The sequence below is a fragment of the Streptomyces sp. NPDC001599 genome (assembly GCF_042893535.1).
Classification (GTDB): domain Bacteria; phylum Actinomycetota; class Actinomycetes; order Streptomycetales; family Streptomycetaceae; genus Streptomyces.
In genome coordinates, this window is record NZ_JBIAVA010000009.1 from 381,551 (window position 1) to 396,136 (window position 14,586).

The following is a 14,586-nucleotide window of genomic DNA, read 5'->3' on the forward strand; positions in this document are numbered from 1 at the left end:
GAGACGGAAGCCCGTCAACTCCCCGCGCCGGTCCTGCCCCAGTCCGGCCCCGCCCGCTCCCACTCCTGCTCCAGGCGCGCGTACCGGCGGCGGACCATGCGCCAGACCACTGTGCGCCGGGCGGCCTCCACGAGGGCGGCCACCGCGACCGCGGTGCCCGTCCCGGCGAGCACCGCGTGGGTGGTCGCGGTCCCGGCATCCAGCGGGCGCGCCACCTCACGGCCCCGCGCGTCCGTCCACATCGCGAACCGGTCGCCGCCGTCCGGGCGGTCGATGCCCACCAGGACGGGGCCCTCGTGCAGCGAGCCGTCCGGCCCGGTCCAGGCGGCGAGGACACGGCTGCGCAATTCCTCGCCGGAGGAGGCACCCTCCGGGTCGACGGCCAGGGGCGAACGCTCCAGGGCACGCAGGACGGTGGCCGTCACCCGGTGCCGGGACTCGTGCTGCTCGCGCACCGACCGCTGCAGGGCGTTCTGCGCCGCACCGCCGACGAGCACGCCGATCAGGGGCGCCAGGGACAGGATCAACAGCAGCGCCGTCAGGGCCACCCAGGCCTCGGCCAGGTCGCTCCCGCGGCGCAGCGGATTGCCTCGCCAACGCCACAGACCTCTGATCGCCCGCACACACGGACCCCCTTCCCGCTCCGCTCCACCCCCGTCGAGCCGTTCACGCGGATCCCGGGCGGACCGGACCGCGGGGCGCGCCGTCCCCGCTCGGTGGCCCGTCACGGCCGGGTTCTCATGAACCTCTCACAAAGCCCAACGCGCGGACCCCGTACCGGGTTCCCGTTACCGGGCCGTTTGTCCGGAACCCGGGCACGGTCCGGGCAGGCGCGGACTCCTCACCCGACGATCCGCACCGGGTCACCGACCCGGACCGTGCCCCGGCCGAGAGGGACCAGGTTCTGCCCGAAGACCAGTTTGCCGTCGACCCGACGGTGCCGTCCGAGGCTGTGCAGGGGTTCGGCGCCGCGGTCCGCGGTGCCCTGGTCGGTGGTCGTCACGACGCACCGCCCGCACGGCTTGGCGACCCGCAGGACGACTTCGCCGACGGCGACGCGGGACCAGCGGTCCTCGGCCCAGGGCTCGGTGCCGGAGACGACCAGGTTCGGCCGGAAGCGGTCCATGGGCAGAGGGCCCTCGTGCGCGTGCTCGCCCCGCGCGATCAGGGAGTTGAGGGCGTCGAGCGAGGCGGTGGTGGTCAGCAGCAGCGGAAAGCCGTCCGCGAAGGAGACGGTCTCGCCCGGCAGCGCGTACGCCGGGTCCACGGGCCTGCGGGTGGCGGGATCGTCCAGGTGCACCAGCCGGACGTCGGTGCCGAGCAGGGCGCTGCACCAGGCGTGCGCGGCCGCGTCCTCGGCGGGGACCGCCTCCACCTTGTCCCGGAAGATCCGCACCGCGACGGTGCCCACCGCTTGCGGGACCGGCACCGCGAGCGGTGCCATGCCGGGCGCGGACAGCCGTACGCCGCCGCCGGGCAGAAGCTCGGCGGCGGCCAGGGCGAGGCGCGGCTGCCGGCGTTGCGTGACGATCTTTCCCCCGTCGTCGATCAGCATCCAGCGTCGGTCTCCGGCCGGCCCCCAGGGCTCCACGACGGCCTCCTGGAGCGACAGGCTCCGGAACGCCTTGACCGGATGGACGTGGATCGACTGCAGTCGCGCGTACCCCATGAGGTCATCGTGCCAGGTGGCACCGACCCCGGAGGACGGCTCAGTAGCCGCGGTACTGCTGCTGGTTGTACGGGTCCTGGTACGGCGCGGGCGCCGGCCGGGGAGCCGCGGGCCGCATCGCCTCGTACCCCGCGGGGCCGGGCGCGCCCGGGCGGGGCTGCTGCGGCTGCTGGGGGCCGGGGTAGCCGCGGGGCGCGGTCGCCTGGTGCGGGATGTACGCGGCGGGCGCCTGCTGCAGCGGGGCGGGCTGCGGGGCCTGCTGCGGGTACCCGTAGGAGGGCTGCGAGGGGCCCGCCGGGAGGGCGGGCAGGGCGGACGGCAGCGCGGGCAGATGGCTGCTGCTCGGCATGTCGTACGCGGCGGGAACCCGGATCGGGGCGATCTGCGGTGTGCCCCGTTCGGCCACGAGCGAGTCGTAGATCGGGGTGTCCGGGAAGGAGGCGGAGTAGTAGCCGCCGCCATAAGTGGAGCGGGGGGAGGTCATGGCCATAAGTTAAGCCCACGATGTGCTGGTTGGGGAGACCGATAAGAGGGTTGTTTTCCGTGTCCGCAGTGACCGGGCATCCCCAATGCGAGCGAACTTGGCAAAATAGGGCGTCACGCCACGCGATTTTGCGGTAAAGGCCGAGTTCCGGGCGGGTTACCGGCGGTTGGCCGAACCTTCTGCCGGACTCTTCTTCAGCGGCGGGCGGCCCGGAGAATAGGTTGTGCGTCAGGAACTCGACGATTCGCCGGGACACGACTCGGCTCGGTGACACGTGATGGGGGCGGACATGTCAATGTCGAAAGGATCGAACACCCCGGTGCCGACGACGGCGCTGCGGGTCGAACTGGGCTGGCGATCCGGCCCCGGCGTGCCCGACGCGGACGCCTCCGCCCTCCTGCTGGTGGGCGGCAAGGTCCGTTCCGACGCGGACTTCGTCTTCTACAACCAGCCGGCCCACGCCTCCGGCTCGGTCCGTCACGAGGGCAAGCGGGACGCCGGCGGCCGGGTGACCGACAGCCTGCTCGTCGACCTCACGCGCGTGGAGCCCGCGATCGAGACGGTGATCCTCGCCGCCTCCTCGGACGGCGGAGCGTTCGGGCAGGTCCCCGATCTGTACATCGAGGTGCGCGACACCGCGCGGAACGCCGTCGTGGCCCGCTTCGACAACCCGGGCGCCAGTGTCGAGACGGCCTTCGTGCTCGGCGAGTTCTACCGCCGCCAGGGCGCCTGGAAGTTCCGTGCCGTGGGACAGGGTTACGACAGCGGACTCGAGGGCCTGGCCACGGACTACGGCATTTCGGTGGACGAGCCGCAGCACGCCCCGCCCCCGCCCCCGCCCGGCCGGCCGGCGACGCCGGTCCCGCCGGTCCCGCCCGCCCCCGCGGCCACGATGCCCGCGCCGGCGCCTCCCGCACCTCCCGCGGCACGGCCGGCCGCAGCGCCCCCGCCGCCCCCGGCCGCGCCCGCCGCCGAGCCGGTCCGGCTGACCAAGGTCACGCTCACCAAGGCCGCGCCCTCCGTCTCGCTCACCAAGCAGGGCGGCACCTCCGGCGCCATGCGCGTCAACCTCAACTGGCAGGTGCGCAAGCAGTTCTCGGGCTGGGCCCGCAAGCTCGGCCGCCCGGTCGCCATGCACGACGACCTCGACCTCGACCTGTGCTGCCTGTACGAACTGAGCGACGGCAGCAAGGGCGTCGTCCAGGCGCTCGGCAACGCCTTCGGGGCACTGCACCGGCCGCCGTTCATCCACCTCGACGGCGACGACCGCACCGGCGCCGTGTCGACCGGCGAGAACCTCACCATCAGCCTCGACCACAAGCAGTACTTCCGGCGCATCCTCGTCTTCGTGACCATCTACGAGGGCGCCCGCTCCTTCGCCGACCTGCACGCCACGGTCACCCTCCAGCCGCAGTACGGTGCCGCGGTCGACTTCTCGCTCGACGAGTGCACCGTGCCCTCGACGGTGTGCGCCCTCGCGCTGATCACCAACACCGGAAACGACCTCGTCGTCCAGCGCGAGGCCCGTTACCTGGTGCCCGACCGCGGGGTGAGCCCGCAGCGAACGGTCGATTACGCCTACGGCTGGGGCATGAACTGGACCCCCGGCCGCAAATGACCCGCCCCCAGGGAGGCGCTCAGCCCGCCCGGCCCTCCTCGGGCACCGCGTCCGGACGGGCGTAGGTGCGGCCCTTCCAGGCCGCGCCGCGCCCCCGGTAGTGCTGCACCGCCGAGTCGACCGTCATCAGCAGATAGAGGAACGCGGTGAACGGCAGCAGCGGCGCGAGCCACAGGGGCTGCCGGTAGTAGCGCAGCATCGGCAGATACGTCCCCGCCATCACCAGCCAGGCGGCGGCGCCCGGGGCGGCCGTCGCGCTCTGCCCCGTCGCCGCCCCGACCAGCACCGCCGCGGGCGGCACCAGATACACCAGGGCCAGGCCGAGCACCGTTCCGGCCAGCACCAGGGGGTTGTGGCGCAGTTGCGCGTAGGCGCTGCGCGAGACCATCCGCCACAGGTCGTGCAGCCGCGGATACGGGCGCACGCTGTCCACCCGGTCGGCCAGGCCCAGCCAGACCCGGCCGCCGGAGCCCTTCACCGCGCGGGCGAGGGCCACGTCGTCGATGACGGCGTGCCGGATGGCGTCCGGGATCCGCGCCCGCTCGGCGGCGTCGGCCCGCAGCAGCACGCACCCGCCCGCCGCGGCCGCCGTCCGCGTCGCCTTCTTCCGTCCGCTCCCGGTGCGGCCACCACCGATCCACCGGAACGGGTACAGCTGGGCGAAGAAGTAGACGAAGGCCGGGACCACGAGCCGCTCCCAGACGCTCTCCACCCGCAGCCGGGCCATCTGGGAGACGACGTCGAAACCGCCGGTGCCGGCCGCGGACACCAACGCGCGCAGACTGTCCGGAGCGTGCGCGATGTCGGCGTCCGTCAGCAGCAGGTAATCGGGCTCACGCGCGCGTGCCAGGCCGATGCCGTGCCGCACCGCCCACAGCTTGCCCGTCCAGCCGGCCGGCGGCTCCCCGGGGGAGGCCACGGTGAGCGGCAGCCCCTCGTGCCGCCGGGCCAGCTCGCACGCCAGCTCACCCGTGCCGTCCGTGCTGCCGTCGTCGATCAGGAAGACCTCGGCCCGCCCCGGATAGTCCTGGGCCAGCAGCGACGGCAGGCTCGCGGGAAGTACCGCCGCCTCGTCGCGGGCGGGGACGACCACGCACACCGAGGGCCAGGCGTCGGGCTCCTCCCGGGCCGGAAGTCTGACGTCCGTGCGCCAGAAGAAGCCCCGGGCGAACAGCAGCCACAGCCAGGCGGCGAGGGAGAGGGCTGACACCAAGGGCACGACGGTCACGGCGGAAGTCCACGCATCGGCGCTCACGTGCGCAGTCTGCCCCACGGCACCGGCCGGTGGCGGCGCATCGTCTATGGTGGCCGGGTGAAGATCGCGCTCATGGACTCCGGAATCGGTCTGCTGGCGGCCACCGCCGCGGTACGGCGGCTGCGACCGGACGCCGATCTCATCCTCTCCCTGGACCCCGACGGGATGCCCTGGGGCCCGCGGACCCCGGAGGACCTGACCGGACGCGCCCTCGCCGTGGCCGAGGCCGCCGCGGCGCACCGTCCGGACGCCCTCATCGTCGGCTGCAACACGGCCACGGTGCACGCGCTGCCCGCGCTGCGCGCCCGGCTCGAGCCCGAGGTGCCCGTCATCGGCACCGTGCCGGCGATCAAGCCCGCCGCGGCCGGTGGCGGCCCGGTCGCGATCTGGGCGACGCCGGCCACCACGGGCAGCCCCTACCAGCGGGGCCTGATCGAGGACTTCGCGGGGGACGCGACGGTCACCGAGGTGCCGTGCCCGGGACTCGCCGACGCCGTCGAGCACGCGGAGGAGACCGCGATCACCGAGGCCGTCGCCGCCGCGGCCGCCCGCACGCCCGACGACGTGACGACCGTCGTCCTGGGCTGCACCCACTACGAACTGGTCGCCGAACGCATCCGCGCCGCCGTGCAGCGTCCCGGCGCCCCGCGGCTCGTCCTGCACGGTTCCGCCGGAGCCGTGGCCGCCCAGGCCCTGCGCCGGATCGGCGCCCGCCCCGACCCCGGCGCCCCGGCGACGGGCACCCTGACCGTGCTGCTGAGCGGACGCGAGGGCACCCTGCCCGCGCCCGCGCTGGCCTACGACGAGGGGCGCCTCCTGCGCGCGGTCACCCCGGCCGGCTGACGGGTCCGCCCCGCCCGGTCGGCCCAGTCACCCTGCGCGACGAGGTACCCGCGCAGGGAAACATGAGTAATCTCATAGCCATGAGGCATCGCCACGGCGAGACCGTCCCCCAGCCCAACGTCTGGACCGGCCGTGCCACCAGCCGGGTCCAGTGGTTCCTGGCGCTCATCGGCGCCGCCTGCATGGCGCTCGGCATCGCCCTGGCCGTCGAATCGGCCTGGGAGTCCGGCGTCGCCCCGCTCGCCATGGCCGTCGTCGGCTGCATCGCGGCCGGGCTGCTGGTCCTGTTCGGCACGCTCGCGTTCGTGCACGTCGCGCTGAGAGTCGACGAGGACTGCCTCGAAGTGCGCTGCGGCCACATCGGCGTGCCCCGCCGCCGCATCCCCCTCTCCCTCGTCGCGGGCGCCGAGTTCGCGCCGCACGTCACCCCGCGCCACTGGGGCGGCTGGGGCTACCGGTGGCGGCCGGAGATGGGCACGGCCGTCGTCGTACGGCGCGGGGAGGGCCTGATCCTGCGGCTGCTGGACGGCCACACCTTCACGATCACCGTGGACGACGCGGAGGCGGCCGTCCAGGTCATCAAGGACCGTCTGCGCCCGAAGACACCGGGCCCGGCACACTGAGGCCGGGCGGGCCGAGCCCGCCGAGCCCGTGGCACGAGACGCCGAGCCGCGCTGCCTCAGGGGGGCAGCCGGCCGTTCGGCGGCCTTGCGTCCATGCTCCTGGCCAGTGGTTCCTCCGCGAAGGGGCGGGCCGTGGCCAGCCCCGCGAGGAGCCCCGCTCCCAGCGGAACCGCGGTGAAGCTCAGCGCGTTGCCGACGGCGGCGATGGCCGCCACGCCGGTGAGTGCCGCGCCCGCGGTGAGGGCGACCGGAGTGGGCCGCGGGGAGCGCCACAGCGCGTACAGCACCCAGCAGAAGGCCGCGGCCAGCAGTGCCACCCCCACCAGCCCCTGTTCGGCCGCCTGCTGCCACACCGCGGAGTGCGGGCGGCCGTCCGGCACCGGCGCCCCCGCGGCCGTCGGGCTCGACGCCCCGAACCGTCCCGGACCGACGCCGAGGGCCGGGTCCTCGCGCAGCGACTCCAGCGCGTCGGCCCACAGCCGGACGCGATGGGAGGTCAGCTGCCCCTCCAGGGACGGGGCGAGCCCGTCCGGTACGTAGCCGCCCGGCACCGCCCAGCTCAGGCCGGCCACCAGACCCGCGCCGAGACCCAGCCCGGCGATTCCCGCCCCGCGGCGGCGTACTCGGCCGGCGGCGAGCGAGCACAGCAGCACCACCCCACTGGCGACACAGCCGGCGACCGAGCCCAGTACGGCCGCGGTCACGGCGATCCCGGCAGCCAGCAGCCGTAACGCCGCCCGCACGGCCGGCACCCCGCACGCCCACGCCCCGCAGCACGCGGCGCCCCCCGACAGCGCGAGCAGGGCGGCGGTGGCACCGGCGTGCCCGAGCGGTGCGGTGAGCCGCGGCCCCGGCGCGAGGTGCGGGACGGCGACCGCCAGGACGACCCCGGCCAGCGCGACGGCACAGGGCGCGGCAACGGGCAGCAGCGACCCGCCGATCCGCCCCGCCGCGTAACCGGCGGTCACGGCCAGCACCGCGAGCAGTACACCCTCGGGGCGCCCGTCGCGCGCGGCCGCCGTGATCAGCGACCAGGAGGCGCAGGCGGCGAGGATCACCATCCCCGCCGTGTCCACGCCCGCGCGTCTCTCGCCGTCCGCGACCGCACCGGCCGCAGACGCCGTCCCCCTCGAACCCACCGTGTCCCCCGCCCGCGTCGCCCCCGACCTGACGGGCCCCCGCCGTCCGGCGGAATCGGACCGGCGGCCGGGGCTCGGCCACACCGTAACGGCTGGTCGGCAGATTGTGGACCGGTCGGCGCCCGGTTGTGGCGAAACGATGCGGCACAGGTCGCCCACGACCCGTCGAGGCCCTCGGACCGTCCTGTCCACGGCCAGGTCACCCGCCGTACACTCCGGGGGGTGACAGCCACCGCAACCACCGTCGGCGAGCCGGACCGGACGCAACCGCGGACCACGCCCGCCTCCCGGGCCGTCTCGCGGCTCGCGCGACTCCTCCCGGCCGCCGCCGCGGCGCTCTCCGGAGTGCTCCTCTACATCAGCTTCCCGCCGCGCACCCTGTGGTGGCTGGCACTGCCCGCCTTCGCCGTCTTCGGCTGGGTGCTGCGCGGCCGGGGCTGGAAGGCGGGCCTCGGCCTCGGATACCTCTTCGGCCTCGGCTTCCTGCTGCCCCTGCTGGTGTGGACCGGCGTGGAGGTCGGCCCCGGCCCCTGGCTCGCCCTGGCCGCCATCGAGGCGCTCTTCGTGGCGGCCGTCGGCGCCGGCGTCGCCGCCGTGTCGAAGCTGCCGGGGTGGCCGGTGTGGGCGGCGGCGCTGTGGATCGCCGGAGAGGCGGCACGCGCGCGTGTGCCCTTCGAGGGCTTCCCCTGGGGCAAGATCGCGTTCGGGCAGGCGGACGGCGTGTTCCTGCCGCTCGCCGCGGTCGGCGGCACACCGGTTCTCGGCTTCGCGGTCGTCCTGTGTGGCTTCGCCCTCCACGAGGCCGTGCGCCTGGCCGTCCGGGCCCGCCGCGGCGACGAGGTGCGACGCGGTGCCGCGGCCGTGGCACTCCTCGGCGTGGCCGTACCCGTGGTGGGCGCCGTGGCCGCCAGACCGCTGGTCAGCGACACGGCGGAGGACGGCACCGCGACCGTCGCCGTGATCCAGGGCAACGTGCCGCGCGCCGGACTCGGCTTCAACGCCCAGCGCCGGGCCGTACTGGACTACCACGCGCGCGAGACACTGCGCCTGGCCGACGAGGTGAAGGCGGGCAAGGCGGCACGCCCCGACTTCGTGCTGTGGCCGGAGAACTCCTCGGACATCGACCCCTTCGCCAACGCCGACGCCCGCCTCGTCATCGACCGGGCCGCCAAGGCCATCGGCGCGCCCATCTCGGTCGGCGGTGTCGTGGAACGCGACGGCAAGCTGCTCAACGAGCAGATTTTGTGGGACCCGGACAAGGGCCCCGTCGACACCTACGACAAGCGGCAGATCCAGCCCTTCGGCGAGTACCTGCCGCTGCGCTCGCTCATCGGGGCGATCAACGACACCTGGACCACCATGGTCAGCCGGGACTTCAGCCGCGGCACCGAGCCCGGCGTGTTCACCATGGCGGGCACCAAGGTGGGCCTGGTGACCTGCTACGAGGCGGCCTTCGACTGGGCCGTGCGCTCCGAGGTCACCGACGGCGCCCAGATGATCTCCGTGCCCAGCAACAACGCGACCTTCGACCGCAGTGAGATGACCTACCAGCAGCTCGCCATGTCCCGGATTCGCGCGGTCGAGCACAGCCGGACCGTCACCGTCCCGGTGACCAGCGGCGTCAGCGCGATCATCATGCCGGACGGCCGGATCACCCAGAAGACCGGAATGTTCGTGGCCGACTCCCTGGTGCAGGAGGTGCCCCTGCGCTCCTCCGAGACGCCCGCCACCCGGCTCGGCATCGCACCCGAGATCGCCCTGGTACTGGTCGCCGCCGGTGGGCTCGGCTGGGCCGTCGGCGCCGGTGTGCGCGGTCGACGCGCCCGCGACGTGTAGCCGTACGCCCGGTGCACGCCCCGTGACGACGGCGGGAGCGGTCCGGCCGCCCCGTTAGGGTCGGACGCATGACTACTCCCGACTTCATCCGCGACCTGCGCGCCTCGGCCGGACACCAGCTCCTGTGGCTCCCCGGAGTCACCGCCGTCGTCTTCGACGACGAGGGCAGAGTGCTGCTCGGCCGACGGTCCGACAACGGGCGCTGGTCGTTGATCGGAGGCATCCCCGAGCCGGGGGAGCAGCCCGCCGCCTGCGCCGTGCGCGAGGTCGAGGAGGAGACCGCCGTCCAGTGCGTCGTCGAGCGGCTGGTCCTCGTACAGGCGCTGAAGCCGGTCACCTACGACAACGGTGACGTCTGCCAGTTCATGGACATCACCTTCCGCTGCCGGGCCGTGGGCGGCGAGGCCCGGGTCAACGACGACGAGTCGCTCGAGGTGGGCTGGTTCGCGGTGGACGCGCTGCCGGACATCAAGGAGTTCGGGCAGACCAGGGTCAAGCAGGCCCTGACCGACGCCCCCACATGGTTCGAACCCACTGGTTCCCTCTGAAGTATGGGGCGTGCCCACATGGGGGACGGGGTGGACGCTGCCTAGGGTCGGGGCATGACCTCGCCCAGCGTCCTCCAGGCCCCCCACGCCGCCCCGCTCGACCTGCACGGCCGCACCGCCCTCGTCACCGGCGCCGCCGGCGGCATCGGCCGTGCCTGCGCACTGCGGCTGGCCGCAGCCGGGGCCGAGGTCAGGGCGGTCGACCGGGACGCCGCCGGTCTCGAGGCGCTCGCCGGGAGCTGCGGAGACCTCGCGGGCAGCGTCCAGCCGCAGGTCCTGGACCTGACCGACCTGGACGCCGCCGAACGCGCCGCGGCCGGCACCGACGTCCTCGTCAACAACGCCGGGCTGCAACTGGTGCGACCCCTGGAGGACTTCCCGCCGGACGTCTTCCACACCGTGCTCACCGTGATGCTGGAGGCCCCCTTCCGGCTGATCCGCGGCGCCCTGCCCCACATGTACGGGCAGGGCTGGGGCCGCATCGTCAACATTTCCTCCGTCCACGGCCTGCGCGCCTCCGCCTACAAGGCCGCCTACGTGTCCGCCAAGCACGGGCTGGAGGGCCTGTCCAAGACCGCAGCCCTCGAAGGCGCCGCCCACGGCGTCACCTCCAACTGCGTGAACCCCGCCTACGTCCGCACCCCGCTGGTGGAGCGGCAGATCGCCGACCAGGCCCGGGCCCACGGGGTGCCCGAGGAGCAGGTGCTCTCTGACGTACTGCTGCGCGACAGCGCCCTGCGGCGGCTGATCGAACCCGACGAGGTCGCCGAAGCGGTGGCGTACCTGTGCGGGCCGTACGCCTCCAGCCTCACGGGCACCTCACTCGTCCTGGACGGCGGCTGGACCGCGCACTGAGCCGGGGTTTTCCACAGGGCTGCCGGGACGGGCGGGCGATGGGGAATCCTGTGAGCATGTCCCGTGATCACGCGCAGTCCGCCGAGACGCCGTACCTGGAGCTGCTGGCCCGCGGCGCCTCCGCCGACGCCTACGAGCAGCCGGTGCTGCTCGCCCGTGCCGAGGGCGGACCGGCCGAGCGGATCGACGTGCTCGAGCGGGCCAAGCACCTCGCGCTGCGGGTGCGCTCGGAGCTGGAGGGCCGGCGCAGGCGCGAGGCCGAGTTGTCCGCACTGTTCGAGACCGCCCACGACCTCGCCGGACTGCGCGACCTGGACGCGGTCCTGCGCGCGATCGTGCAGCGGGCCCGCTCCCTGCTCGGCACCGACGTCACCTACCTCAGCCTCAACGACCCGGAGCGCGGCGACACCTACATGCGGGTCACCGAGGGCTCGGTCGCCGCCCGCTTCCAGCAACTGCGGCTCGGCATGGGGGAGGGGCTCGGCGGCCTCGTCGCCCAGACCGCCCGGCCCTACGTCACCGACGACTACTTCGAGGACGCCCGCTTCCAGCACACCGGCACCATCGACGCGGGCGTGCGCGACGAGGGCCTGGTCGCCATCCTCGGCGTGCCCCTCATGCTCGGCCACCACGTCATCGGCGTGCTCTTCGCCGCGGACCGGCGGGCCAGGGTCTTCGAACGCGAGCAGATCGCCCTGCTCGGCTCCTTCGCCGCCCTCGCGGCCGCCGCCATCGACACCGCCAACCTGCTCGCCGAGACCCGCTCGGCCCTCGCGGGCCTGGAGCGGGCCAACGAGATCATCCAGGACCGCAGCGGCGTCATCGAGCGCGCCTCCGACGTCCACGACCGGCTCGCCGAGCTCGTCCTGCGCGGCGGCGGGGTGCACGACGTGGCGGCCGCCGTCTCGCAGGTGCTGGACGGCACCGTTGAGTTCACCGAGGCCGCCGCGGCACCGGAGTACGCGCTGGAGGCGTCCCGCGCCGACGGACACGTGGTGCGGCACAAGGACGACTGGATCGCCGCCGTCGCCGCCGGTGACGAGCTGTTCGGCGCCCTCGTCCTGCGCGGCCACCCCGGGCTCGACCCCGTCGACCAGCTCACCCTCGAACGCGCCGCGATGGTCACCTCCCTGCTGCTGCTCGCCCGCCGCTCCGCCGCCGAGGCCGAACAGCGGGTCCGCGGCGAGCTCCTGGACGACCTGCTCGACGCCCGCGACCGCGATCCGCGCCTGCTGGACGACCGGGCCCGACGGCTGCACGCCGACCTGTCCGCCGCCCACGTCGTCCTGGCCGCCCGCCTCGACGCCACCGAGGCCGACGCCGACCAGGAGGCGGACGCGCGCCGACGCCTGTGGGCCGCGGCCTCCCACCTCGCCGCGACCCGGCACGGCCTGGCCGCAGCCCGGGACGGCGGCACCGTACTGCTGCTGCCGCTGACGGACGGCGACACTGCCACCGATCTGGCCCGCCGCACCGCCCGGCACCTGGGCCGCGCGGTCCACGAGGCCGTCACCGTCGGCGCCTCCGCGCCCGTACGGGATCTCGCCGCCCGTCCCGAGGCCGTGGCCGCCGCCTACACCGAGGCCGGACGCTGCCTGGACGCCCTGCGCCTGCTGGGCCGGGGCGGAGACGGCGCGGCGGCCGAGGACTTCGGGTTCCTGGGCCTGCTCCTTGCCGGGGACCAGAACGTGCCCGGGTTCGTCGAGCGCACCATCGGCCAGGTCGTCGCCTACGACGCGCGGCGCGGCACGGAACTCGTGCGCACCCTCGACGCGTACTTCGCCTGCGGGATGAGCCCGGCCCGCACCAAGGAGGCCCTGCACGTCCACGTGAACACCGTCGCCCAGCGCCTCGAGCGCGTCGGCCGGCTCCTGGGCGAGGACTGGCAGAGCCCCGACCGCGCGCTGGAGATACAACTGGCCCTCAGACTCCACCGGTTGTCGGCCCCGGCACGCCACTGACCCCCGCGCGCACGGGCGCACGGGCGCACGGGGGCCGGTGACGGGGGCGGCTCAGACGGTGCGCGCCCGCTGCGCACGGGAGTCGGACACCGGCCCGTCCTCGTCCTCGTCCGCGTCGCCGGCGACGGAGTCCACCTCCGCCAGATCCCGGTGCCGGGTCTCCCGGGCCACCCCCACGGCGAACAGCGTCAGCACGGACGCCGCGATGACATAGAGGGAGATCGGCGTCGAGCTGTCGTACTCGGACAGCAGCGCGGTGGCGATCAGCGGCGCCGGAGCACCCGCCGCCACGGAGGCGAACTGGGCGCCGATCGAAGCCCCCGAATAACGCATCCGGGTCGCGAACATCTCGGAGAAGAAGGCCGCCTGGGGCGCGTACATGGCACCGTGCAGCACCAGCCCCACGGTCACCGCGAGCAGCAGACTCCCGAAGTGACCGGAGTCGATCAGCATGAAGAACGGGAACATCCACAGCCCGACACCGGCCGCGCCCAGCAGGTACACGGGACGCCGGCCGATCCGGTCCGACAGCGCGCCCCAGGCCGGGATGACCGCGAAGTGCACGGCCGAGGCGATCAGCACCGCGTTGAGCGCGGTCTGCTTGGAGACGTCGGCCGCGGACGTCGCGTAGACGAGGATGAAGGCCGTGATGACGTAGTAGCTGATGTTCTCCGCCATCCGCGCGCCCATGGCGATCAGCACGTCGCGCCAGTGGTGCCGCATCACGGCGACCAGCGGAAGCGGCTCGGTCTTCGCCTTCCGCGACTCGGCCTGCGCCAGGGCCTGCTTGAAGACCGGAGATTCGTCGACAGAGAGACGAATCCACAGACCGACCATGACCAGGACCCCGGAGAGCAGGAACGGAATCCGCCAGCCCCAGCTATTGAACGCGGCGTCCGACAGCACGGCCGTCAGCAGCGACAGCACACCGGTCGCGAGCAGTTGCCCCGCCGGCGCCCCGGTCTGCGGCCACGACGCCCAGAACCCGCGCCGCCGCGCGTCCCCGTGCTCCGACACCAGCAGCACGGCCCCGCCCCACTCACCGCCGAGGGCGAACCCCTGGACGAGCCGCAGCACGGTCAGCAGCACGGGAGCGGCCGTGCCGACGGTCGCGTGGGTGGGGAGCAGCCCGATCGCGAACGTCGCCCCGCCCATCATCAACAGGCTCAGCACCAGCAACTTCTTACGCCCCAGCCGGTCACCGTAGTGCCCGAACACCAGGGCCCCGACCGGCCGCGCGGCGAACCCGACGGCATAGGTCAGGAACGACAGCAGCGTCCCGACCAGCGGGTCGGAGTCCGGGAAGAACAACTCGTTGAACACGAGCGCGGCGGCGGAACCGTAGAGGAAGAAGTCGTACCACTCGATGGTGGTGCCGATGAGGGACGCGGCGACGATGCGCTTGAGGTTGTTCGGGGCTGGTGGAGCGGTTGCGGGCGACGACATCGGCACCACTTCCTGGGGAGCGACGGGGACGTTTGCGTGTCGGCACACCGTAGGAATCCGCAGGTCAGGCGCACATGTGGCGGGGCACCATAGTTCGAGGGCCAGCTATGCGCGCGGCCACCATGCCGGCTCATGCAAAGGCGTCTCAGGGGACCGGTGGTGGTCAAAATGAGGGCCGTCCGGGACACGTAGTTCAGCACGATTTGACGGTGCCGGGTCTGATGCAGGTTCGGGTGACAGGTTCGGTCACGCGGCCTGGAGAGCCGGAGTGGTCATGACGGTCTCGAATTCGATGGGGGTCAGCCGGCC

Annotated in this window: 13 protein-coding genes; 7 read left to right on the forward strand and 6 right to left on the reverse strand. The window is 73.9% G+C overall.

What is annotated here, in order from left to right:
* Window positions 1-14: 14 nt before the first annotated feature.
* The 3 genes from ACFYZ3_RS24485 to ACFYZ3_RS24495 all read right to left on the reverse strand — a co-directional run bounded on the left by ACFYZ3_RS24485 (window position 15) and on the right by ACFYZ3_RS24495 (window position 2,153).
* The gene (locus ACFYZ3_RS24485; RefSeq protein WP_388521464.1) at window positions 15-623 is read right to left on the reverse strand and encodes a hypothetical protein; all 609 of its coding nucleotides are present in this window, start codon (window positions 621-623) and stop codon (window positions 15-17) included.
* 218 nt (window positions 624-841) lie between these two features.
* Window positions 842-1,669 (reverse strand): MOSC domain-containing protein, encoded by an 828-nt coding sequence (locus ACFYZ3_RS24490; RefSeq protein WP_388521467.1) that lies wholly within the window; start codon window positions 1,667-1,669, stop codon window positions 842-844.
* A 40-nt stretch (window positions 1,670-1,709) separates the two neighbouring features.
* On the reverse strand, window positions 1,710-2,153 hold the full coding sequence (locus tag ACFYZ3_RS24495; protein ID WP_003977808.1) for a DUF6643 family protein: 444 nt from the start codon (window positions 2,151-2,153) through the stop codon (window positions 1,710-1,712).
* 295 nt (window positions 2,154-2,448) lie between these two features.
* Here ACFYZ3_RS24495 and ACFYZ3_RS24500 point away from each other — a divergent pair, with 295 nt between their 5' ends.
* Window positions 2,449-3,771 (forward strand): TerD family protein, encoded by a 1,323-nt coding sequence (locus ACFYZ3_RS24500; protein WP_388521470.1) that lies wholly within the window; start codon window positions 2,449-2,451, stop codon window positions 3,769-3,771.
* 19 nt (window positions 3,772-3,790) lie between these two features.
* On the opposite strand, the gene ACFYZ3_RS24505 is transcribed toward ACFYZ3_RS24500, so the two are convergent.
* The gene (locus ACFYZ3_RS24505; protein WP_388521473.1) at window positions 3,791-5,026 is read right to left on the reverse strand and encodes a glycosyltransferase; all 1,236 of its coding nucleotides are present in this window, start codon (window positions 5,024-5,026) and stop codon (window positions 3,791-3,793) included.
* 57 nt (window positions 5,027-5,083) lie between these two features.
* On the opposite strand from ACFYZ3_RS24505, the gene ACFYZ3_RS24510 reads away from it, so the two are divergent.
* Together ACFYZ3_RS24510 and ACFYZ3_RS24515 are read left to right on the forward strand one after the other, a co-directional pair.
* Window positions 5,084-5,869, forward strand: coding sequence for a glutamate racemase (locus ACFYZ3_RS24510; protein WP_388521476.1), 786 nt, complete (start codon window positions 5,084-5,086; stop codon window positions 5,867-5,869).
* A gap of 80 nt (window positions 5,870-5,949) precedes the next feature.
* Complete coding sequence (locus ACFYZ3_RS24515) at window positions 5,950-6,492, forward strand: hypothetical protein (RefSeq protein ID WP_361013091.1); 543 nt, start codon at window positions 5,950-5,952, stop codon at window positions 6,490-6,492.
* A 56-nt stretch (window positions 6,493-6,548) separates the two neighbouring features.
* On the opposite strand, the gene ACFYZ3_RS24520 is transcribed toward ACFYZ3_RS24515, so the two are convergent.
* On the reverse strand, window positions 6,549-7,553 hold the full coding sequence (locus tag ACFYZ3_RS24520) for an O-antigen ligase family protein (protein ID WP_388521540.1): 1,005 nt from the start codon (window positions 7,551-7,553) through the stop codon (window positions 6,549-6,551).
* Between the two features lie 300 nt (window positions 7,554-7,853).
* Here ACFYZ3_RS24520 and lnt point away from each other — a divergent pair, with 300 nt between their 5' ends.
* The 4 genes from lnt (at window position 7,854) to ACFYZ3_RS24540 (ending at window position 12,831) form a co-directional block, all read left to right on the forward strand.
* On the forward strand, window positions 7,854-9,467 hold the full coding sequence (gene lnt, locus ACFYZ3_RS24525; protein ID WP_388521480.1) for an apolipoprotein N-acyltransferase: 1,614 nt from the start codon (window positions 7,854-7,856) through the stop codon (window positions 9,465-9,467).
* 68 nt (window positions 9,468-9,535) lie between these two features.
* A complete protein-coding gene (locus tag ACFYZ3_RS24530; protein WP_388521483.1) occupies window positions 9,536-10,015 on the forward strand; it encodes an NUDIX domain-containing protein in 480 nt (159 codons plus the stop codon).
* 54 nt (window positions 10,016-10,069) lie between these two features.
* On the forward strand, window positions 10,070-10,870 hold the full coding sequence (locus tag ACFYZ3_RS24535) for a 3-hydroxybutyrate dehydrogenase (protein WP_388521486.1): 801 nt from the start codon (window positions 10,070-10,072) through the stop codon (window positions 10,868-10,870).
* A 56-nt stretch (window positions 10,871-10,926) separates the two neighbouring features.
* Window positions 10,927-12,831 (forward strand): helix-turn-helix domain-containing protein, encoded by a 1,905-nt coding sequence (locus tag ACFYZ3_RS24540; protein ID WP_388521489.1) that lies wholly within the window; start codon window positions 10,927-10,929, stop codon window positions 12,829-12,831.
* A gap of 51 nt (window positions 12,832-12,882) precedes the next feature.
* Here ACFYZ3_RS24540 and ACFYZ3_RS24545 read toward each other — a convergent pair whose 3' ends face one another.
* Window positions 12,883-14,277 carry an MFS transporter gene (locus ACFYZ3_RS24545; protein ID WP_388521492.1) on the reverse strand — a complete coding sequence of 465 codons (1,395 nt, stop codon included), beginning with the start codon at window positions 14,275-14,277 and terminating at the stop codon, window positions 12,883-12,885.
* Window positions 14,278-14,586: the final 309 nt, after the last annotated feature.

Excerpts from the sequence above, each read along its gene's own strand:
- ACFYZ3_RS24490 (WP_388521467.1), bottom strand. The coding sequence starts at position 1,669 with ATGGGGTACGCGCGACTGCAGTCGATCCACGTCCATCCGGTCAAGGCG.
- ACFYZ3_RS24495 (WP_003977808.1), bottom strand. The coding sequence starts at position 2,153 with ATGACCTCCCCCCGCTCCACTTATGGCGGCGGCTACTACTCCGCCTCC.
- ACFYZ3_RS24500 (WP_388521470.1), top strand. The coding sequence starts at position 2,449 with ATGTCGAAAGGATCGAACACCCCGGTGCCGACGACGGCGCTGCGGGTC.
- ACFYZ3_RS24515 (WP_361013091.1), top strand. The coding sequence starts at position 5,950 with ATGAGGCATCGCCACGGCGAGACCGTCCCCCAGCCCAACGTCTGGACC.
- ACFYZ3_RS24520 (WP_388521540.1), bottom strand. The coding sequence starts at position 7,553 with ATGGTGATCCTCGCCGCCTGCGCCTCCTGGTCGCTGATCACGGCGGCC.
- ACFYZ3_RS24530 (WP_388521483.1), top strand. The coding sequence starts at position 9,536 with ATGACTACTCCCGACTTCATCCGCGACCTGCGCGCCTCGGCCGGACAC.
- ACFYZ3_RS24535 (WP_388521486.1), top strand. The coding sequence starts at position 10,070 with ATGACCTCGCCCAGCGTCCTCCAGGCCCCCCACGCCGCCCCGCTCGAC.
- ACFYZ3_RS24540 (WP_388521489.1), top strand. The coding sequence starts at position 10,927 with ATGTCCCGTGATCACGCGCAGTCCGCCGAGACGCCGTACCTGGAGCTG.
- ACFYZ3_RS24545 (WP_388521492.1), bottom strand. The coding sequence starts at position 14,277 with ATGTCGTCGCCCGCAACCGCTCCACCAGCCCCGAACAACCTCAAGCGC.